Origin of the sequence: Chelatococcus sp. HY11 (genome assembly GCF_018398335.1) — a bacterium.
Lineage (GTDB): Bacteria > Pseudomonadota > Alphaproteobacteria > Rhizobiales > Beijerinckiaceae > Chelatococcus.
Genome location: NZ_JAHBRX010000001.1, coordinates 4,129,784 through 4,149,681, shown reverse-complemented (window position 1 = coordinate 4,149,681; position 19,898 = coordinate 4,129,784). Strand labels below are relative to the sequence as shown.

Genomic DNA, 19,898 nt, shown 5'->3' with positions numbered 1-19,898 from the left:
GCACAGTGAAAACGGACAAGGCCCCAACAACGGACATGACCAGTGCAAGGACATGGCCAGAGCAAATGGCCAGGCCTGGGATCCAGCCTTGGGGCCCCAGGGCCGAGACTTACCGGGAGCCCGTATCCCTCGATGACCAGCGATGACGTTGAACCCGCATCCGCGGGAGCCATTCAGACCTCCGTTCCCGCCATCCCGGCCGCCGGGCTTGATGGCGACACAGGCATCGACCGCGAAAGGCCGGTCTTCGCGGCTGTCATCAAGCCCCATCGCTCGCTGGGTCGCCGCGGCTTCAGGCTGCTCATCACCCTCCTCTGCATCGCAAGCATTGTCTCCAGCCTGCCCTTCGTCATCATGGGCGCATGGCCGGTGGCGGGCTTCTTTGGCCTCGACCTGCTTGCCCTTTACATCGCCTTTCGTGTCAGCTTTGCCCGAGCCTCCGCCTTCGAGGAGGTCATCCTCAGCCCCATCGAACTGTTGCTGCGCAAGGTATCGCACCGCGGCCACCGCAAGGAATGGCGCTTCAATCCACTCTGGACCCGCCTCGAACGCGACATCCATGCGGAATTCGGGGTACAGCAGCTTGCCCTCGTGTCACGGGGCCAAAGAATAACCCTCGCGCACGAACTGGGCCCCGCGGAAAAGGCCAAATTCGGCGACGCGCTCGGCCAGGCCCTGGCCGAGGTCAAACGCGGCTGATCACTTTTTTCAGGGACGCGCCGTCTTCTTCTCCGGCGTCACGGCCAGCCGTGCCTCCACCGCCGTGACGCGCGCCGACGTCACACGCTCGGCGCAAAAGCCATGGCTCACCTCGTCCGCGTAATCCCGGCACAGCATCTCGCGTTCCGAGGAAAACCCGGCCTGCTCGGCCGCCGCCTCGCGCTGCTCGTTGCCCGAAAGCCGTTTGAGCAGGCTGCGGAACTTGTCGCGCAGGTTGCGCTCCTCCCGGCTGCGGCGGCGCTCGATATCCTTGGCCTGCGCGATGAGCCCCTGCGCCTGCGGCCCCCACAATCCGCCGATGCGCCCCTGGCAGTCCGCCGCCGAGAACGTGCAGGTCTCCTCGTGGTTCGCCACCAGCACCGCCCCCTCGAGCACGTCGAACACCATCGGGCAGATCGGTGCGGCCAGCTGATAACGCGGCATGCCCTGCGGCGCCCCGAGATATGTGAGCGCGACAGGCTCGCTCATCCCGAGTTCCACGGCGCAGGCGCTTCCCGGATCGGAGATCTGCGTTCCCTCCACACGCAGGCGGCCACCGAAGCTGGTTTCATCGACCCGTTCGATCACGAACCGCCCGCTATGGCCGCTGTGGAAGAGAGGGGCGCCGATGACGGTGCGGGCCACCGCTGAACGCGTGCTCGATGGGGACGCCGCCCGCGTGCCCGGTGGCCGCGCCGTGGCGGCCGGCCGGCCCTCACGCAGGGGCTGCTGCTTGACGCCGGCCGGTGTCGGCGGCTGGGCACCGGGCAACACAAGCGCCTGTCCATGGGCCTCGTGAGTCGTCAGTCCGGGCATCCCGATCAGAAAAACTGTGGATGCGACGCCCAGAAAGCAAAAAGACATACCCGGCCATAGCACCGAGCATGCCGCCAGCCTCGCGACTCCTGGCAGATGCCAAAGCTGTCCATCAGCCAACTTGCTACACAAGGCCACCACCCAAACCCAAGCTGATTGTTAAGCTACCACGCGAATCAGCCCTTGCGAACACGACAACGAGAGCCCACTTTCCAATCAATTCAAATATCGGGCGCCTGCCACCTCTCCAGCCCGCTTGCGAGCTGTGGAGCGTGTCCTTATATACGCGGCCGATGTGCGATTAGCTAAAACCAGGCTGAGGGCGCATGAGTGTTGTCAGCCGAATGTGAGCTGTGTTGAGCCATGGGCCAGGTCGCTTCGGGATCTGGCGCCGGTCTGCTTGAAAGTGAGGGATCACTCCATGGGTAAAGTCATTGGTATCGACCTTGGTACGACCAATTCCTGCGTCGCGGTCATGGAAGGCTCGACGCCAAAAGTCATCGAGAATGCCGAGGGCGCGCGCACCACGCCTTCGATCGTCGCCTTTACCGATGAAGGCGAGCGGCTTGTGGGCCAGCCGGCCAAGCGCCAGGCGGTGACCAATCCGGAACGTACGTTTTTTGCCATCAAGCGCCTGATCGGGCGCACCTTTGACGATCCGATGACCAAGAAGGACATCGGGCTCGTTCCCTACAAGATCGTCAAGGGCTCGAATGGCGATGCCTGGGTCGAGGCTGACGGCAAGACCTATTCGCCCTCGCAGATCTCCGCCTTCACCCTTCAGAAGATGAAGGAGACGGCTGAGGCTTATCTCGGGCAAAAGGTCGAGCAGGCTGTCATCACCGTCCCGGCCTATTTCAACGATGCCCAGCGTCAGGCCACGAAAGACGCCGGCAAGATCGCCGGTCTCGAGGTGCTGCGTATCATCAACGAGCCGACCGCCGCCGCGCTTGCCTACGGCCTTGAGAAGAAGGGCAACGGCACCATCGCGGTCTACGACCTCGGCGGCGGCACATTCGACGTGTCGATCCTCGAGATCGGTGATGGCGTGTTCGAGGTGAAGTCCACCAACGGCGACACGTTCCTCGGCGGTGAAGACTTCGACATGCGTCTCGTCGAGTATCTCGCGGACGAGTTCAAGCGCGAGAACGGCATTGACCTGAAGAAGGACAAGCTGGCCCTGCAGCGCCTCAAGGAGGCGGCCGAGAAGGCCAAGATCGAGCTGTCTTCGGCGAGCCAGACCGAGATCAACCTGCCCTACATCACCGCCGACGCGACAGGCCCGAAGCATCTGGCCCTGAAGCTGACGCGCGCCAAGTTCGAGGCGCTGGTGGATGATCTCATCCAGCGCACCGTCGAGCCGTGCAAGAAGGCGCTGAAGGATGCCGGGCTGTCGGCCGGCCAGATCGACGAGGTCGTTCTCGTCGGCGGCATGACGCGCATGCCTAAGGTGCAGGAAATCGTCAAGCAGTTCTTCGGCAAGGAGCCCCACAAGGGCGTCAATCCGGATGAGGTCGTCGCCATCGGCGCCGCCATCCAGGCCGGTGTGCTCCAGGGCGACGTGAAGGACGTTCTGCTGCTCGACGTGACCCCGTTGTCGCTCGGCATCGAGACCCTGGGTGGCGTCTTCACCCGGCTGATCGACCGCAACACGACGATTCCGACCAAGAAGAGCCAGGTGTTCTCCACCGCCGACGACAACCAGACGGCTGTGACCATCCGGGTCTTCCAGGGTGAGCGCGAAATGGCGGCGGACAACAAGATCCTCGGCCAGTTCGATCTCGTCGGCCTGCCGCCGGCGCCGCGCGGCGTGCCGCAGATCGAGGTCACCTTCGACATCGACGCCAACGGCATCGTCAACGTCTCCGCGAAGGACAAGGCGACCGGCAAGGAGCAGCAGATCCGCATCCAGGCCTCCGGTGGTCTCTCCGACGCCGATATCGATAAGATGGTCAAGGACGCCGAGGCGCATGCCGCCGAGGACAAGGTGCGTCGCGAGCTGGTGGAAGCCAGGAACCAGGGCGAAGCCCTTGTCCACTCCACCGAGAAGTCTCTCGCCGAGCATGGCGACAAGGTCAGCGAAGGCGAAAAGACGGCAATCACCGATTCCATCGAGGCGGTGAAGACGGCTATCGCCGGTGAGGACCTTGAAGCCATCAAGGCCAAGACAGCTGAGCTGATCCAGGCTTCCATGAAGCTCGGCGAAGCCGTCTACAAGGCATCCCAGGGTGGCGATGCGGAAGGCGGGGAAACTCCCGCCGGCGCCGAGGCGAAGGACGATGTCATCGATGCCGACTTCCAGGAAGTCGACGACGATAAGAAGAAGCGCGCCTAAGTCACGGGGCTTGGCGAGCATGCAAGCTCCAACTGTTCCGTATAGGCCTTTGGCTTGAGCATTCGGCGGGTGGGTTCCGACCCATCCGCCCGCATGTGTTCGGCAAGAGTTTGCAACAGCCGGCACCTCTTGGAAAAGCTCTTGCCGGAACGCGCAAATACGGCCAGAAGCACTGGAGTGGTGATGTCCCCCTTCCAGAGTTGGACATAAGGGGCGCGCAATTGCCCCGATGGATATGAACATGACGACAACCGTGCCCATGACGCCTGCTGATGTGGGTGAGCCGTATCGGGCAGGCCGTGAGAATGGGTTGGCTGTAAGTGGGAGAGCCTGGCGTGGCTAAGCTCGACTACTACGAGGTGCTGGCTGTCGAGCGCAGCTCTTCCGATGGGCAGATCAAGGCGGCTTTTCGCAAGCTCGCCATGCAATTCCATCCGGACCGTAACCCGGGCGACCATACGGCCGAGGCCAAATTCAAGGAAATCAACGAAGCCTACGATGTCCTGAAGGACCCGCAGAAGCGCGCCGCCTACGACCGCTTCGGCCATGCGGCCTTCGAGCAGGCGGGTGCCGGGGGACCGGGCTTCGGCAACGACTTTTCCGATTTCATGACCGACATCTTCGACACGTTTTTCGGAGATGCGCGCGGTGGCGCGCGTGGCGCGCGCTCGGCCAGTGGCCGCGAACGCGGCGCGGACCTGCGCTACAACCTCGAGATCACGCTCGAAGATGCCTTCGCCGGCAAGACCGAGACACTCCGGATACCGACTGCGGCCGCGTGCACCACCTGCAGCGGTAGCGGCGCCAAGCCCGGCTCCAAGCCGCGACAGTGCTCCACCTGCGGGGGCGCCGGCCGTGTCCGCGCTGCTCAGGGGTTCTTCTCCATCGAGCGCACCTGCCCGGCCTGCCAGGGCCGCGGCGAGGTGATCGACGATCCCTGCCCGGATTGCAGTGGCGCCGGCCGTATCACCCGGGAGCGCAGCCTGTCGGTCAATATTCCGGCCGGGGTCGAAGACGGCACGCGTATTCGCCTCACCGGCGAGGGCGAGGCCGGCCTGAGGGGTGGACCCGCCGGCGATCTTTACATCTTCCTGTCCGTCAAGCCGCATCCGCTGTTCCAGCGCGACGGCGCGGACCTTTTTTGCCGGGTACCGATCTCGATGGTAACGGCCGCTCTCGGCGGCGCGTTCGAGGTGCCGACCGTCGACGGCAAGCAGCACAAGGTCGAGGTGCCGGAGGGCACACAGACGGGCAAGCAGTTCCGGCTGCGCGGCAAGGGCATGCCCATCCTGCGCTCACGGGACGCCGGCGATCTCTACATTCAGGTGGTCGTCGAAACGCCACAGAAGCTCACTAAACGTCAACGGGAGCTCCTGGCGGAGTTCGACCAGGAGTCTTCACGGGATACCCATCCTGAAAGCGCGGGGTTCTTCTCTCGCGTGAAGGATTTCTTCGAGGGATTGGGCGGATCCACGTGAGGATCGGAAGAGGCATTCTCTAGACCGTCGCCACGAGGTTCTCTTAGAATGTTCAAGTGCTCCAACGGTATTGGCGCAGCCAGCGAGGATGGTAACCACGTGTTTCAGCACAGTCTCCGCAACGGCAGTCGCCCGGTCCGCATCGAAGATGAAGCACGCTTCCTGAAATCCTGGGTCGAAAACCCTCTGCGCACCGGCGCGGTCAGCCCTTCGGGGCGCCATCTGGCGCGGACCATGGCCTCCTATGTCGACTGCGATGTGCCAGGCCCGGTGATCGAGCTTGGACCCGGGACCGGTCCGGTCACCGAGGCGATCCTGAAGCACGGCCTTCCCGAGGAACGCCTTGTCCTGGTCGAGTTCAACCCCGATTTCTGCAAACTTCTGCGCCTGCGCTTTCCCAAGGCGACCGTTGTGCAGGGCGATGCCTACAACCTGGGCCAGACCCTGCAATCCGTAGCGAGCGAGCCCGCGGCCGCCGTCGTGTCCGGCTTGCCGCTCTTTACCAAGCCGCTATCGATGCGGCGCGCTCTTCTCGACCAGACCTTCGCGCTGATGCACCGCGGCGCCCCCTTCATCCAGTTCACCTACGCGACCGTGCCTCCGATCCCCCGGCGCGGTGCTGGTTACTCCGCGCGCGGCTCGGCGCGCATCTGGTGGAACCTGCCGCCAGCGCGCGTATGGGTCTACCGCCGGGACATCGAAGCAAAGCCCTAAGGCGCGCGACGCCGTCGCGCTTCCCAGCGCGCCGTAAATATCCCTCCCCGCGCGCTCGGAGGCCATCCGACCTGGATGGAATCCGGTGATTCCGCCACAGGCGAATGAGCTCCTCTGCTTTAAAGTGAGCAGGAGCGCGGCAGAGCACGTGCTCGAGGCCAGCCCCGTCGTCCCCATGGCACATGCCCGATTGCTGAGGGTCGATGGGCCTTCCATCGGAGAGAGGCCGGGACCGTCACGCACCCGTGGCGCGCTCAGAGATAATAAAAACTTTTCAGAAATTAGTCTCGACAAAAAATGACTTATTCAAGGATCATAAGTTTCATTGTAAAATATACAGCTCCAGAACAGAATACACAAACTTCACCGTTGTTAATTGTGAAAGACCTCACCTTTTACGACTGCTGAATCATTTTAGGCTAGACAGGCTGCACGGAGAGGTTAACATACAACTAATAATTGCTTCATCCAATTTATTGCCGAGCGAAAATATGAAAACTTATATTTGTGTAGCTCATGCGGGTGGGCAGGGGAAGACGACTGTTGCCCAACTCCTCTTCCGAAACATTCTGCGTAAGAACTCGAAGTATAATCTGGTCTCGGCTGATTTCGTCGATGACACCGGGCGGTCGAAAATCGGGAAGTTCTACCCCGACCAGGTCGATGAGCTGGGAACGGGCGCGCGCCTGATAGCCGCGAAGCTGGAGAACGATCCCAACGCCGCGTTGCGCTATTGGGACAAGTTCGGCACCATTCTCATGCGCGGAAGTGCTGTTATCGACGTTGGCGCCAATGTTGTATCGCTTCTGAAGCAGTGGGCCCATCACCGCAGCGCGTTCCGCGTGCTGCAGATGTCGAACGCCCCTCCCAGCGAAATTCTTCTTGTCTGCAAGGCCGAAAAACACGCCATCGAAGACGTGGCGGAGCTGGTGGGCACGATAGCCGATAACAAATTCATCCCCTACGAGCATGTCACTGTCGTGCTGAACGAAGTGGGCGGGTCCTTCGGGCGAATCGATGTCAAGAATGTCATCAAGGAGGCCGCGCCGGATGCCTCTGTTCGCTTCGTCTCCCTGCCGCGCTGCACCTCCGAGCTCTGGGCGCAACTGGAACAGACGAACACGCCCATTGATCGCGTGCTGGAAATGTCCGACCGCGAGATCTCGGAAACGTTCAGCACGGACATCTGGAGCGCAACAGCCGGCCTCGCCGATCTCAAGTCCTGGGTGGCAAGCGTGGACAAGGAATGGAAGAACGCCGGCCTGTTCAAATAGCGTCAGCGCGGCGAAGCGACCGGTGTTTGTCCAGAATGCCTCCGACTGCCTCGCCCGATTCCATCGCCCCTCCCCTCCAATGGTCCGGTGCTTATGATTCGCGTTACAAACGGCTCTCGCCGGGAAGCACCTTGGTAGCCTCCGGAGATCCGACGGATCTCGCCGTGCGGGCTCTCTCCTCGCATGAGCATTGACTGACGAGGCTGGCCAAACACACCTCAAGGTCAATTTATTTTACTTCGACAGACGAACGACCGGCGTGTAAACAGCTGGCGCATCCACGCGAACAGGGAAGCGCCAGCCTTGACCATCGCGCCTCAATCATCGCCCTCTCCGAGGGATCGTCTCATCGTCGCCCTTGATCTGCCGAGCGTCGCGGAAGCCGAGCGTATGGTCGATCAACTCGGTGACGCCGTTACCTTCTACAAGGTCGGGCTCGAGCTGGCCTTTGCCGGCGGCCTTCAATTTGCGACAGCCCTCGCCCGCTCCGGCCGGCAGCTGTTCCTCGATCTCAAGCTCCACGACATCCCGACCACGGTCGAACGCGCCACACGCCAGGTCGCCGATCTCGGCGCCACCTTCCTGACTGTCCACGCCTACCCGCAGACCCTGGCCGCGGCCGTGCGCGGCCGCGCTGGACACGCAGGCACCAGCGGGCTCAAGATCCTCGGTGTGACGGTGATGACCTCCTACGGTGACGCCGACCTCCTGGAAGCCGGCTACGCGGACGGCGTGGCGGCGACAGTGGAGCGACGGGCACGCCAAGCCGAAGCGGCCGGCGCCGATGGCCTGATCATTTCCGCGGAGGAGGCAGCCCGCATACGGGGGCTTGTCGGCCCGCGCCTGCAACTTGTGACGCCCGGCATTCGCCCGGCGGGAACAGCTTCCCAGGACCAGAAGCGCGTCATGACGCCGGGGGATGCGATCCGCGCCGGTGCCGACTATCTCGTCGTCGGACGCCCTGTGACGGCAGCAGCCGACCCGGCCGCCGCCGCCCGCGCCATCGTCGCCGAAATTCAATCTGCCAGTTGAGGACAGGACAATGCCCAAGGGTTATGTGATTGCACGCGTCACCGTCACCAATCCGGAGGCCTACGCCAACTACGTGGCGCTCGCGTCGGAAGCCATCAAGCTCTATGGCGGCAAGCCGTTGATGCGCGGCGGCCGCACGGAGGTGCTGGAGGGCGAGGGCCGGCCGCGCAACGTGGTGATCGAGTTCGAGTCCTATGATCAGGCCGTCGCCTACTACAAATCGCCCGAATATGCGAAGGCCAAGGCGGCCCGTGAGAACGCCGGTGTCGCCGACATGATCGCTGTCGAGGGCGTGTAACCCCCCACGGGATCTTTTCAGCGGGCCGGCTCAGGTTATCAGCACAAGGAGAACCGGGGATGAGCGAAATGCGCCTCGTCGTCGTGGGGGCAGCCGGCCGTATGGGACGGATGCTGATCAAGACCGTCAGCGAGACCGCCGGCATGCGCCTTTCCGGAGCTATCGAGCGCAGCGGCAGCGAGGCGCTTGGGCAGGATGCCGGCCTTCTCGCCGGTGTCGGCACGCTCGGCGTGCCGGTCACCGATGACGCGCTCGCGGCCTTTGCCGGGGCGGACGGCGTGCTGGATTTCACGACGCCGGCGGCAACCGTCGCCTTCGCCGGGCTCGCGGCACAGGCTCGGATCGTCCATGTGGTGGGAACCACGGGGCTCGAGGAGGCTGATATCGCCAAGCTCGAGGCCGCGGCCCGCCATGCGGTCATCATCCGGTCCGGCAATATGAGCCTCGGCGTCAACCTTCTGGCGGCCCTGGTCGAGCGCGTCGCCCGGACGCTCGGCGCCGAGTTCGACGTCGAGGTGGTGGAAATGCACCATCGGATGAAAGTCGACGCGCCATCGGGCACCGCGCTGATGCTGGGCGAGGCGGCCGCCAAGGGGCGCGGTATCACGCTGAAGGATCACGCCGACCGTGGCCGCGACGGCATCACCGGCGCCAGGCGCGAGGGCGACATTGGCTTCGCTTCCTTGCGTGGCGGTTCGGTGATCGGCGAGCACAGCGTGATTTTCGCGGGTGCCGGCGAACGCATCGAGCTGTCGCACAAGGCTGAGGATCGCAGCCTCTTCGCGCATGGCGCGGTTCGCGCAGCGCTCTGGGGCCATGGCAAGAAGCCAGGCCTTTATTCCATGGCAGACGTTCTCGCCATCGCCGCAATCTAGGGCTTGTCCGGCGCGATCAGCCGCGCCCGACGTGCTCTGCGCCTTGTTTTCACGCAATTCCGGACGCAGAACCGCTGCACAGGTCCGCTGGAATTGCTTTAGCGTATCAGTTGAAGGAGACATTGCATGGAGCGACTGCTCGTCCTCGTTCGGCACGGCCAGAGCGACTGGAATCTCAAGAACCTGTTCACCGGCTGGAAAGACCCCGATCTCACCGAGCAGGGGGTGCACGAGGCGACGAGCGCCGGCCAGCGCCTGAAAGCCCTAGGCCTCAAGTTTGATGTCGCCTACACCTCCGTGCTGACACGCGCGCAGCACACCAACAGCCTGATCCTGAAGGAAATCGGCCAGCCCGATCTGCCGACGATCCGCGACCAGGCGCTCAATGAACGCGACTATGGTGACCTCTCCGGCCTCAACAAGGATGACGCCCGCGCCCGCTGGGGCGAGGAGCAGGTCCATATCTGGCGCCGGTCCTACGATATCGCGCCGCCCGGCGGCGAGAGCCTGAAGGACACGGCCGCCCGCGTGCTGCCCTACTACATCACGGAAATCCTGCCGCGTGTGCTGCGCGGCGAGCGTGTGCTTGTGGCGGCCCACGGCAACAGCCTGCGGGCGCTCGTCATGGTGCTCGATCGCCTGACCCCCGAAACCATCCCGAGCATGGAACTCGCGACGGGCGTGCCCCTCGTCTATCGCCTCAAGGCCGACTCGACGGTCGAAAGCAAAAGGGTACTGGAGGGGTGACAGGCTTGGTGGGGACCGGTTTGGGGATGACAGGGGCGCTTGCCATCCGCGACGGGGTGACCTACCACCCCGGCTATCTCAGCGCGCCGGAACAGGGTGATCTTGTCATCGCCTTGCGCGCGGTCCTGCGGGAAGCGCCTTTCTTCACCCCGCGCATGCCGCGCACCGGCAAGCCATTTTCCGTTCGTATGAGCAACTGCGGAGAGCTTGGCTGGGTCTCGGATGAACGTGGCTATCGCTATCAGCCCGCCCATCCCGAGACCGGCCAGCCCTGGCCAGCCATGCCGAAACGCCTCCTGCAGGCTTGGCAGGAACTTGCCCCGGCCTCACCGATGCCCGAAGCCTGCCTGATCAATTTCTATGACACGAGTGCGCGCATGGGGCTGCATCAGGATCGGGATGAGGACGATCTTGTGACGCCAGTGGTATCCCTGTCCCTTGGGGACACCGCCGTCTTTCGCATCGGCGGCACCAGCCGGCGCGATCCCACCACCTCGTTGAAGCTGGCATCAGGCGACGCGCTGGTCTTCGGCGGCCCGGCGAGGCTCGCCTTCCACGGTATCGATCGGGTGCTGGCCGGGTCTTCCACACTGCTCCATGAACCGCCTCTGGCCGGCGGCCGGATCAACCTCACCCTGCGTCGCGTTACCCGCGCGACGACGGAGAATTAGCCATGGCGCGCGCCCCGGCTGATCCCGTCCAGGCCGCGATCGCTGTCCTGCAATCGAGCTTCGGCAATGATGCCGTCGCCCTGCGCAATGGCCTCGTCACCTATCTCAAGGACATTCACGAACGCGGCCTCATCCATGCGGAAGAGCGCCTGCTCGCCGAGCGGGATGGCTTGGCTTGTGCCCACCGCCTGTCAGCGACAATGGACAGGATCATCGCCATCGCCTTCGGGGTGGTGACGCAACTCCTGCATCCGCAGCCGGAAGGAGCTGGCGCCTCGACCCTCGCGATTGTTGCCGTGGGGGGATATGGCCGCGGGACGCTCGCCCCCGGCTCCGATGTCGACGTCCTCTTCATGATGAGCGCTCCGGCCAAGCCCAAGGGCGCGCTGCGATCCCGCCCCAGTCAGACGCCCCCCGCGGCACAGGCGGGCTGGGGCGAGCGGGTCGTCGAGGCCGTGCTCTATGTACTGTGGGACCTCAAGCTGAAGGTCGGACACGCCACGCGCACCGTTGACGAATCCATTCAGGAGGCGACCAACGACCTGACTATCCGGACGGCGATCCTGGAAGCGCGCTATCTCGTCGGAGACAGGGCGCTGTTCGACGAGCTGGTCACCCGTTTCGATAAAGAAATCGTCAGCAGCACGGCGCCCGCCTTCGTCGAGGCCAAGCTCGCCGAGCGCGACGCCCGGCTGCGCCGCGCCGGCACCTCGCGCTACGTGGTCGAGCCGAACGTCAAGGATGGCAAGGGTGGCCTTCGCGATCTCAACACCCTGTTCTGGATCGCCAAATATGCCTATCGCGTGCGCGACGCGAAGGAACTCGTCGCCGCCGGACTGTTCACCCAGGATGAGTTCGCGCTCTTCCAGCGCTGCGAGTCGTTTCTCTGGCGGGTACGCTGCCACATGCATTTCGTGACGGGGCGTGCCGAGGAGCGCCTTTCGTTCGACCTGCAACCGCCTATTGCGCTCCGCAACGGTTATATCGCCCATGGCGGCCTCTCGGCCGTCGAGCGCTTCATGAAGCGCTATTTCCTCACGGCCAAGGACGTCGGCGACCTCACGGCGATTGTCTGCGCGGCGCTCGAGGCCCGCCACGCCAAGCCCCGCCCGGTACTCGACCGCTTCGTCAGCCGGTTGCGCAGCCGCCGCAACTACCGCGCGCTCGAATCGCGGGACTTCATCCTCGACAACAACCGAATCACGATTGCAGACAACGAGGTTTTCAAACGTGATCCGATCAACCTCATCCGGCTCTATTGGCTCGCAGACCGCCATAGCTATGCCATTCACCCCGACGCAAGCCGCCTGGCGACACGCTCGCTGACGTTGATCGACCGTTCGGTGCGCAACGACCCGGAAGCCAATCGGCTGTTCCTGGATGTCCTGACCTCCCACAACACACCGGAAATCGTCCTGCGGCGCATGAACGAATCCGGTGTACTCGGGCGCTTTATCCCGGAATTCGGACGCATCGTCGCTCTGATGCAGTTCAACATGTACCACCACTATACGGTGGACGAGCATCTCCTGCGAGCCGTCGGCGTGCTCGCCGATATCGATGCCGGGCGCGCTGACGCGGAGCATCCGCTGTCGGGTGAAGTCATCGGCACCATCCAGAACAGGCAGGCGCTTTACGTCGCGGTTTTTCTCCACGACGTCGCCAAGGGCCGCCAGAGCGATCACTCCGCCGGCGGCGCGCGCGTCGCCCGCAAGCTTGGACCACGCTTCGGCTTGACCCCGGCCGAGACGGAGACGGCAGCCTGGCTCGTCGACAATCATCTGCTGATGTCGATGGTCGCCCAGAGCCGCGACATCAACGATCCATCGACGATCCGCAGTTTCGCCGGCACCGTCCAGACGATGGAGCGGCTCAAGCTGCTCCTCATCCTTACGGTCTGCGACATCAAGGCCGTTGGCCCGGGCGTCTGGAACGGATGGAAGGGCGAACTGCTGCGAAGTCTCTACTACGAGACGCAGATCGCGCTGACCGGCGGTCACGTCTCGGCGAGCCGCAACGAGCGTGTCAGCGCCGCGCAGGCCGAACTGCGGGAGGCACTGCCGGACTGGTCCGGCGCGGACTTCGCCGCCTATGCCGCGCGACATTATGCGCCCTATTGGCTCAAGGTGGATCTTGCCCGCAAGATCCAGCACGCCAAACTGATCCGGCGCGCGGAGGAAACCGGCGAGACCACAGTGACGGCGGTGGAAACCGACGGGTTCCGTGGCGTCACCGAGCTTGTCGCCGCGGCGCCCGACCATCCCCGGCTCCTCGCCATCCTCACCGGGGCCTGCGCCGCCGCCGGCGGCAATATCGTCGATGCGCAGATCTTCACGACGACGGACGGCCTTGCCCTCGACACCCTGGTCATCTCGCGGGCCTTCGATCGCGACGATGACGAACTGCGGCGTGGCGAGCGGATCGCACAGGCCATCAAGCGAGCCCTGACCGGCGAAGTGCGCATCGCCGATCTTGTCGCGTCGCGCCGCCCGAAGAAGGATCGCAGCCGCACGTTCCACGTTCCGACCGAGGTCATCGTCGACAACAGCCTGTCGGACCGGCACACCGTGCTCGAAATCTCAGGGTTGGACCGGCCGGGGCTGCTCTATGACCTCACGACGGTGCTCAGCCAGCTCAATCTGAACATCGCATCCGCCCATATCGCCACCTACGGTGAAAAGGTGGTGGACGTCTTCTATGTCACCGACCTCACTGGCGCGAAGATCGACAACTCCAATCGACAGACAACCATCCGGCGCGCCATCGAGCGCATCTTCCTGGAAGAGCAAGCGGATGTGGCTGATAGCAAAACCGGCTAGTGGACACGGCCGTTCGGTCCACAACCGACAGAAAGGCGATGCGAGCCAGACAAATGCTTGATTTTTGGACTGTCTGACCTGATATCACGGATGACAAACAATCAACAGTTACGAGAGCCATGACCCAGACGCCGCCCCGCCCCGAGCAGGCTGACGCCGAGAACAACGCCATCGAGACAGATGAGACGCTCGCGGGCAATGTCCAAGACGAGATCACCGCCGAAGCGGCAGCGATCGCTGAACTCGAGGCGGAGAAGCGCGACCTGAAGGACAAGCTCCTGCGGACGCTCGCCGAGATGGAAAATCTCCGGCGGCGCACCGAACGTGAAATCGCTGATGCCAGGGCCTATGGTGTCACCAGCTTCGCGCGGGACATGCTGACGCCAGTCGACAACATCCGCCGCGCTATCGAGACGATCCCCGCGGAAATTCGGGAGCAGGCGGACAACCCGGTCAAGCCGTTCCTTGAAGGCATCGAATTGACCGAGCGTGACCTGATCAAGACCCTTGAGCGCCACGGCGTGCGCAAGATCGATCCCGTCGACCAGAAGTTCGATCCGAATATGCATCAGGCAATGTTCGAGGTCGAGGATGCCAGCAAGCCTCACGGCACGGTGGTGCAGGTGATCCAGTCGGGCTTCGTGATCGGTGAACGCGTGCTGCGACCTGCCATGGTCGGCGTATCGAAAGGCGGCCCCAAGCTTGCAGCCGGCAATTCGACCGATGCCGGCCCCGCGACCAGTCACTGAGGCCGGCGCGCATATCGCACCAACGGCCTTGATGGCTTTACCGGTCGTATAGAAAAAAGGGCCGTCCGGCTAAGCCGCGACGGCCTTTCTCATGGGGCTATCCGCGTTCACAGAAACCCGGTCGAGGATCAATCCTTGGAGTTCTCGGGCTTCGGCGCGATGCTGTCGCGGATCGTTTCGAAGCGCGCGAGCATCTTCTTCTGGTCACGCTCGCGCGACATGGCGATCAGCCGGATATAACGCGTCGTGTCGAAGCGGATCGCCTGCATGACGAAGACCTTGTCCTTGGTCTCCGAATCCTGGGCGACCGCGGTAATCTCGTGCCATGGCACATTCTGCAGCGTCAGATTGCGCGCGGTCTTGATCTCGGGAGCGACAATGCTCGCCAAGCCCCCGAAGGCCTGACGCGCGAAACGGTCCTGATCGAGCGTGCCGGGAATCGCGCCATCCCCTGATGCAACAATGACAATAGGCTGCTCTGCGCCCTTGATGCTGTCCTTGGGACCCTCGGTCATAAGCAAACCTGTACCGGCCAGGACGCGGGACACCCTGAAGCCCGCCTGTTTTCCAAGCGAGAAGGGAAGCGCGGCAATTTGCTCTTCCATCGGCGGCGGCTTGCGGAAAACGAGGCTCTTCAGCGCTGCGCGGACGATCTCATCATTGTAGGTGCTGGAAGTCGACTCAGGCACCTGAACCGTGACCACCGCCGTGCCGAGCGGCGACGATGCCACCACGACCCATTTGTTGATGACATGGGCCCCGGCCTGCTGCCGCGCGCTGACGAAGACAGCCTTGGCGCCTCCGAGCGTCCAATCCTCACGCTTGATCCCGGAGAGGCCCTGCTTCTCCATTTCGCCGACCTTCAGTCCTTCGACGACACGGGAATACGCATCCGTCGGAAGCTCTGTCATCAGGATGGCCGACCCTGATGCCTCATCCTCGAATCCGAGGAAATTCTTCGCCTCCCGCATTTCGCCGGGCGGAACAAGGCCGATATTCAGTCCTGTTGGGAAGACGGGATCCGCCGCGCGCACGGTCGACGCGAAGGCCGCAAGGACAAAGGCAAGAAGCACGGTGACAACCGATTGTCGCATCATTCAGGGTACCCCCTTCTTCGTCCTTCCCCGCCCTCGTCTTCACACGAGGCGGATGGTGTGATGCACGCTCAATATGGCGACAACGCGATTGACGGCGGTCGTCCTGCGCCAACTTTGGGGCGGATCGCGCCCAGGCGCAATCCTCGGCTTGAGCCTATGTTTTCAGCCGAAGACGATAAGTCCGGCAAGCCCGGCCGCGCCGACTACGATACGCCACCATGCAAACAGCGCAAAGCCGTGACGGCTGACATAGTCGAGCAAGGTCCTGACCACGAACAGGCCCGAGATGAAGGCCATGACGAAGCCGATTGCGACGAGCCCGATGTCATGGGCATCGAGCAGCTTGTAGTTTTTGTAGAGATCATAGGCGAAGGCGCCGGCCATGGTCGGCATCGCCAGGAAGAAGGAGAACTCCGTGGCCGCGCGCTTGTTGGAGCCCAGCAGCATCGCGCCGACGATCGTGGCGCCGGAGCGCGAGACACCGGGGATCATGGCGAGGCACTGAAAGAAACCGATCTTCAGCGTCATGCTGAGCGGAAACTCCGAGATATCGCGATAGCGGCCACCAAGCCCCCGCTGATCCACAACCATCAGGATGAAACCGCCCACGATAAGGCTGACGCACACGATCCAGGGGTTGAACAGCACCTCCTTGATGAAACTATGCGCGAAGGCGCCGATGACCATCGCCGGCAGAAAGGCGACAAGCACGCCGAGGACAAAACGCTGCACGGCGGGATCGTACGGCAGTTTCTTCGCGATCGTGACGAGGCGGTGGAAGTAGACGGACACGATCGCGAGAATGGCGCCAAGCTGGACCAGGACCTCGAAGGTTCGCCCCTTCGATTCGAAGCCGAGAAAGTGGCCGAGAAGCAGAAGATGCCCGGTCGAGGAGACGGGCAGAAATTCTGTCAGACCCTCGACAAGGCCAAGGATGGCCGCCGACACGACATCGAATGTATTCATCGCTGATCCCACGATCCGAGACTGCGCGCCGCCCGCCCCCGAAGCAGGCGAACCGGGCGCTCCAAAGTCTCAAGGACCTGCTCGATCGAATCCCCGCAAGACGTCATTTCACCGCACTGTCGCGGCTAACACTCTCGTGCTGATGCCATAATTTCGCTTCATGGGGCGGCTTCATGGCATGTGAATGACGGAAGCGGTTCGGAATCACGACAGGACCTTGGTCCACGCTCGCATGCGTTGTGGGCCTGCTGTCGTTAGCGAAGCCTTAATGACAACGCCGGAAAGCCCGGTACATCAGGCAAAACGAGTTGTTTGCCATTTTTCGGGGTTTTATACGGGACATGTTGTGAATGCGAATGCCCTCCAAGCCAATTTGCGCAACGGTTTCTCGCCTCATGCGCTATCACGCTGTCGACCCCACACATCGTTATCGCTGCCCCATCTGCTGATTGCGTGACACACTCCATGGCGACCTTCCACCACTATCCTTTCTGCCCTCAGTCGCGCTTCATCCGTCTTGTGTTGGGCGAGATGGGCATCGCGCCTGCCACGGTTGAGGAAAAGCCCTGGGAGCACAGCCATGGCCTGCTGATGATCAATCCAGCAGGGAACCTGCCCATCTTTGTCGAGGAACAGGGCCTTGCGGTCCCGGGCGCCGCCGTGATCGCCGAATATCTCGACGAAACACGTGGCCTTGGGCTCGAGGGCCGGCGCCTCCTGCCGGATCATCCGGCTGACCGCGTCGAAGTTCGCCGCCTGATGGACTGGTTCCTGGTCAAATTCTACGAGGAAGTCTCGGCGTATCTCGTCACCGAGAAGATCTACAAGCGTTTCATGAAGGCAGAACTGGGTGGTGGCCCGCCCGATATGGGTGCGATTCGCGCCGGCCGTAGCAATGTGCGCTACCACCTGCAATATATTGGCTTCCTGATCGGCAAAAGGAACTGGCTTGCCGGGCCGGATCTGACCTATGCGGATCTGGCGGCCGCAGCTCACCTGTCCTGTGTCGACTATCTCGGCGATGTGCCGTGGGAAGAGGATGAAACCGCCAAGGCATGGTACGCGCGCGTCAAATCGAGGCCATCGTTCCGCGCTCTGCTGACGGATCGGGTACCGGGCATGGCACCGGCGGCCCATTACGAGGATCTCGACTTTTAGAGGCTCCCCCTCAAGTCGCCACCGGCGGCCGGGGAAACTCCACCTCTCGTTCGGCGGCAAGCCTGAAACGCGCCCTGATCGACCGCGCCCGCCAGATGGGCTTCGACGACGTGCGCATCACGCGTCCCGACGCCATCCCGGACGCGCCTGAACGCCTCGCGGCCTGGCTTGAAGCGGGCTACGCTGGCAGCATGACCTGGATGGGTGAGACGCCCGATCGGCGGGCGGATCCGCGCGCACTGTGGTCTGAAGTGCGTTCGGTCGTCATGCTTGGCATGAACTATGGGCCCTCGAGTGACCCGCTCGCCTCGCTGGCTTTGGAAAGCCACGCGACAATCTCGGTCTACGCTCGCAATCGCGACTATCACGACGTCATCAAGGGCAAGCTGAAGCAGGTGGCGGGCTTCCTCGCGTCTTCCGGCGGCGCCGATGTCAAGGTCTTCGTCGACACCGCGCCGGTGATGGAAAAGCCACTCGCGGAGGCGGCCGGGCTCGGATGGCAGGGAAAACACAGCGTGCTCGTGTCACGCGCGTTCGGCAGCTGGCTCTTCCTCGGTGCTATCTTCACCACCGCCGATCTGCCTGCCGACGAGCCCGGCTCGCCGCTTTGCGGCAGCTGCCGACGCTGCCTCACGATTTGTCCGACGGAAGCATTCCCGGCACCCTACCAGCTGGATGCGCGGCGCTGCATTTCCTATCTCACCATCGAACACAAAGGACCGATAGACCGCGACCTCCGCCCTCTGATGGGCAACCGCGTCTTCGGCTGCGACGACTGTCTTGCTGTCTGCCCCTGGAACAAGTTCGCGGAGGCTGGACGCGAGGCCAAGATCGTCGCCGGCGCGGACTACGAGGCCCCCGCCCTGGCCGATCTGGCGGCGCTGGACGATGCCGCCTTCCGCCTGCGCTTTGCCGGATCACCAGTGAAGCGCACGGGTCGTGATCGCTTCATGCGCAACGTGCTGATCGCCATAGGCAACTCCGGCAATCCCGATATGGCGACACTCGCCCGGGACAAGCTCGCGGAGGAGAATCCGCTGGTGCGTGGCGCCGCGGTATGGGCGCTGTCCCGCCTCCTGTCCGCCGAGGCCTTCGCCGCGCTCGTTCCCCACTGCGCGACTGGCGAGGCGGACGAGAGCGTCAGGGCCGAATGGCTAGCGGGTCTTAGCCTCGCGGACGCGTACCGGGCGGTGGAAAGTTCCGCATCCTGCAGCAAACCCAGCGGATTGTCCGGGGAAGAACCATGAGACTTTTCATATTTGGGCTTGGTTTTTCCGCGCGGGCTTTCATCAGGCTGCATGGCTCGCAGTTCGCCGCGCTCGCGGGCACCTACCGTAGCAAGAGCGGCGTTGTGGGGTCCGAGCAGCCGCTCTCTATCGAAATGTTCAGCTTCACGGGCACCGAAATGGCCGACCCGGCGATTTCCGACTGGCTCGCCAAGGCTGACGGCGTACTCGTCAGTGTCCCGCCCGGGCCGGAAGGTTGCCCCGCGCTGCGCGCCTTCGGGCCGCAGATCGCGGCGGCCCGCAATATCCGCTGGATCGGCTATCTCTCGACGGTCGGCGTCTATGGCGACCACGGAGGCGCCTGGGTGGATGAAACATCAGCGCTCGCGACCCGCAACGCCCGTTCGCTCCTGCGCATAGAGGCCGAGAAGTCGTGGACGGCCTTGGCCACGTCGGCGGGTCACGCGCTCGACATTCTGCGCCTGCCCGGCATCTATGGCCCCGGCCGCAACGCGCTGGTCGATCTGGCGGCCGGCCGCGCGCGCCGCATCGCCAGGCAAGGCCAGGTCTTCAACCGTATCCATGTGGATGACATCGCCGCGACGCTCGCGGCCCTCACCGGCCGCGCGGCCGGAAAAACGGCCGCGCACCACGTCGGCATCTATAACGTCAGTGACGACGAGCCCGCGCCTCAGGCGGACGTGATCACCTATGCCGCGGGCCTTCTCGGGATTGCACCGCCCCCCGAAACAACGCTTGAGGAGGCGGGCCTCTCACCTATGGGCCTGAGCTTCTGGACGGAGAACAAGCGGATCGCCAATACCAGGCTCAAGACCGAGCTTGGCATTAGCCTCGCCTACCCCGACTATCGCACGGGTCTCGATGCCTTGCTCGCGGCCGGCGAGGGACGTGCGACGCCTTCATAGGGAAAAGCTAACGCCAAC

Annotated in this window: 18 protein-coding genes; 15 read left to right on the top strand and 3 right to left on the bottom strand. The window is 63.4% G+C overall.

All coding sequences use genetic code 11. The features are described from left to right. Positions 1-132: 132 nt before the first annotated feature. On the top strand, positions 133-699 hold the full coding sequence (locus KIO74_RS18850; protein ID WP_213333294.1) for a DUF2244 domain-containing protein: 567 nt from the start codon (positions 133-135) through the stop codon (positions 697-699). Positions 700-708: 9 nt separating this feature from the next. Here the strand turns inward: KIO74_RS18850 and KIO74_RS18845 are convergent, their stop codons facing one another. Further along, positions 709-1,515: a hypothetical protein gene (locus KIO74_RS18845; protein ID WP_213333293.1), complete on the bottom strand. Its 807-nt coding sequence runs from the start codon at positions 1,513-1,515 to the stop codon at positions 709-711. A 421-nt stretch (positions 1,516-1,936) separates the two neighbouring features. Between KIO74_RS18845 and dnaK the strand changes: the two genes are divergently transcribed. The 11 genes from dnaK (at position 1,937) to grpE (ending at position 14,507) form a co-directional block, all read left to right on the top strand. After that, on the top strand, positions 1,937-3,850 hold the full coding sequence (gene dnaK, locus KIO74_RS18840; RefSeq protein WP_213333292.1) for a molecular chaperone DnaK: 1,914 nt from the start codon (positions 1,937-1,939) through the stop codon (positions 3,848-3,850). A 335-nt stretch (positions 3,851-4,185) separates the two neighbouring features. Then, positions 4,186-5,328, top strand: a complete 1,143-nt coding sequence (gene dnaJ, locus KIO74_RS18835) for a molecular chaperone DnaJ (protein ID WP_213333291.1) — start codon at positions 4,186-4,188, stop codon at positions 5,326-5,328. 99 nt (positions 5,329-5,427) lie between these two features. Then, the gene (locus KIO74_RS18830; RefSeq protein ID WP_291980015.1) at positions 5,428-6,042 is read left to right on the top strand and encodes a class I SAM-dependent methyltransferase; all 615 of its coding nucleotides are present in this window, start codon (positions 5,428-5,430) and stop codon (positions 6,040-6,042) included. Between the two features lie 491 nt (positions 6,043-6,533). Continuing rightward, positions 6,534-7,316, top strand: a complete 783-nt coding sequence (locus KIO74_RS18825) for a hypothetical protein (RefSeq protein ID WP_213333289.1) — start codon at positions 6,534-6,536, stop codon at positions 7,314-7,316. A gap of 303 nt (positions 7,317-7,619) precedes the next feature. Continuing rightward, positions 7,620-8,348, top strand: a complete 729-nt coding sequence (pyrF, locus tag KIO74_RS18820; RefSeq protein WP_283772132.1) for an orotidine-5'-phosphate decarboxylase — start codon at positions 7,620-7,622, stop codon at positions 8,346-8,348. A 10-nt stretch (positions 8,349-8,358) separates the two neighbouring features. Next, the gene (locus tag KIO74_RS18815) at positions 8,359-8,646 is read left to right on the top strand and encodes a DUF1330 domain-containing protein (RefSeq protein WP_213333288.1); all 288 of its coding nucleotides are present in this window, start codon (positions 8,359-8,361) and stop codon (positions 8,644-8,646) included. A 68-nt stretch (positions 8,647-8,714) separates the two neighbouring features. Further along, entirely contained in the window at positions 8,715-9,521 is an 807-nt protein-coding gene (gene dapB, locus KIO74_RS18810) for a 4-hydroxy-tetrahydrodipicolinate reductase (RefSeq protein WP_213335859.1), read from the top strand. Positions 9,522-9,647: 126 nt separating this feature from the next. Continuing rightward, positions 9,648-10,268 carry a 2,3-bisphosphoglycerate-dependent phosphoglycerate mutase gene (locus KIO74_RS18805; RefSeq protein ID WP_213333287.1) on the top strand — a complete coding sequence of 207 codons (621 nt, stop codon included), beginning with the start codon at positions 9,648-9,650 and terminating at the stop codon, positions 10,266-10,268. Positions 10,269-10,294: 26 nt separating this feature from the next. Next, positions 10,295-10,939: an alpha-ketoglutarate-dependent dioxygenase AlkB family protein gene (locus tag KIO74_RS18800; RefSeq protein ID WP_213333286.1), complete on the top strand. Its 645-nt coding sequence runs from the start codon at positions 10,295-10,297 to the stop codon at positions 10,937-10,939. Between the two features lie 2 nt (positions 10,940-10,941). Continuing rightward, complete coding sequence (locus tag KIO74_RS18795) at positions 10,942-13,758, top strand: [protein-PII] uridylyltransferase (RefSeq protein ID WP_213333285.1); 2,817 nt, start codon at positions 10,942-10,944, stop codon at positions 13,756-13,758. Between the two features lie 119 nt (positions 13,759-13,877). After that, positions 13,878-14,507: a nucleotide exchange factor GrpE gene (gene grpE / locus KIO74_RS18790; RefSeq protein ID WP_213333284.1), complete on the top strand. Its 630-nt coding sequence runs from the start codon at positions 13,878-13,880 to the stop codon at positions 14,505-14,507. A gap of 128 nt (positions 14,508-14,635) precedes the next feature. Here grpE and KIO74_RS18785 read toward each other — a convergent pair whose 3' ends face one another. Both KIO74_RS18785 and KIO74_RS18780 read right to left on the bottom strand, forming a co-directional pair. After that, positions 14,636-15,604, bottom strand: a complete 969-nt coding sequence (locus KIO74_RS18785) for a hypothetical protein (protein ID WP_213333283.1) — start codon at positions 15,602-15,604, stop codon at positions 14,636-14,638. A gap of 162 nt (positions 15,605-15,766) precedes the next feature. Then, positions 15,767-16,570 (bottom strand): undecaprenyl-diphosphate phosphatase, encoded by an 804-nt coding sequence (locus KIO74_RS18780; RefSeq protein WP_213333282.1) that lies wholly within the window; start codon positions 16,568-16,570, stop codon positions 15,767-15,769. Between the two features lie 465 nt (positions 16,571-17,035). Between KIO74_RS18780 and KIO74_RS18775 the strand changes: the two genes are divergently transcribed. Genes KIO74_RS18775 through KIO74_RS18765 form a run of 3 tightly spaced genes read left to right on the top strand, consistent with a single transcriptional unit; the run spans position 17,036 to position 19,880 of the window. Beyond that, entirely contained in the window at positions 17,036-17,728 is a 693-nt protein-coding gene (locus KIO74_RS18775) for a glutathione S-transferase family protein (RefSeq protein ID WP_213333281.1), read from the top strand. Beyond that, a complete protein-coding gene (gene queG / locus KIO74_RS18770) occupies positions 17,626-18,975 on the top strand; it encodes a tRNA epoxyqueuosine(34) reductase QueG (protein WP_213333280.1) in 1,350 nt (449 codons plus the stop codon). The genes KIO74_RS18775 and queG overlap by 103 nt, the downstream gene beginning before the upstream one ends. Next, complete coding sequence (locus tag KIO74_RS18765; protein WP_213333279.1) at positions 18,972-19,880, top strand: Rossmann-fold NAD(P)-binding domain-containing protein; 909 nt, start codon at positions 18,972-18,974, stop codon at positions 19,878-19,880. Before queG ends, KIO74_RS18765 begins: the two co-directional genes overlap by 4 nt. Positions 19,881-19,898 lie beyond the last annotated feature (18 nt).

What these genes read in the sequence shown, in the direction of transcription:
- KIO74_RS18850 (WP_213333294.1), top strand. Translation starts at nt 133, where the DNA reads ATGACCAGCGATGACGTTGAACCCGCATCCGCGGGAGCCATTCAGACC.
- KIO74_RS18845 (WP_213333293.1), bottom strand. Translation starts at nt 1,515, where the DNA reads ATGCCCGGACTGACGACTCACGAGGCCCATGGACAGGCGCTTGTGTTG.
- dnaK (WP_213333292.1), top strand. Translation starts at nt 1,937, where the DNA reads ATGGGTAAAGTCATTGGTATCGACCTTGGTACGACCAATTCCTGCGTC.
- KIO74_RS18825 (WP_213333289.1), top strand. Translation starts at nt 6,534, where the DNA reads ATGAAAACTTATATTTGTGTAGCTCATGCGGGTGGGCAGGGGAAGACG.
- KIO74_RS18815 (WP_213333288.1), top strand. Translation starts at nt 8,359, where the DNA reads ATGCCCAAGGGTTATGTGATTGCACGCGTCACCGTCACCAATCCGGAG.
- dapB (WP_213335859.1), top strand. Translation starts at nt 8,715, where the DNA reads ATGCGCCTCGTCGTCGTGGGGGCAGCCGGCCGTATGGGACGGATGCTG.
- KIO74_RS18805 (WP_213333287.1), top strand. Translation starts at nt 9,648, where the DNA reads ATGGAGCGACTGCTCGTCCTCGTTCGGCACGGCCAGAGCGACTGGAAT.
- KIO74_RS18800 (WP_213333286.1), top strand. Translation starts at nt 10,295, where the DNA reads ATGACAGGGGCGCTTGCCATCCGCGACGGGGTGACCTACCACCCCGGC.
- KIO74_RS18795 (WP_213333285.1), top strand. Translation starts at nt 10,942, where the DNA reads ATGGCGCGCGCCCCGGCTGATCCCGTCCAGGCCGCGATCGCTGTCCTG.
- grpE (WP_213333284.1), top strand. Translation starts at nt 13,878, where the DNA reads ATGACCCAGACGCCGCCCCGCCCCGAGCAGGCTGACGCCGAGAACAAC.
- KIO74_RS18785 (WP_213333283.1), bottom strand. Translation starts at nt 15,604, where the DNA reads ATGATGCGACAATCGGTTGTCACCGTGCTTCTTGCCTTTGTCCTTGCG.
- KIO74_RS18780 (WP_213333282.1), bottom strand. Translation starts at nt 16,570, where the DNA reads ATGAATACATTCGATGTCGTGTCGGCGGCCATCCTTGGCCTTGTCGAG.
- KIO74_RS18775 (WP_213333281.1), top strand. Translation starts at nt 17,036, where the DNA reads ATGGCGACCTTCCACCACTATCCTTTCTGCCCTCAGTCGCGCTTCATC.
- queG (WP_213333280.1), top strand. Translation starts at nt 17,626, where the DNA reads ATGGTACGCGCGCGTCAAATCGAGGCCATCGTTCCGCGCTCTGCTGAC.
- KIO74_RS18765 (WP_213333279.1), top strand. Translation starts at nt 18,972, where the DNA reads ATGAGACTTTTCATATTTGGGCTTGGTTTTTCCGCGCGGGCTTTCATC.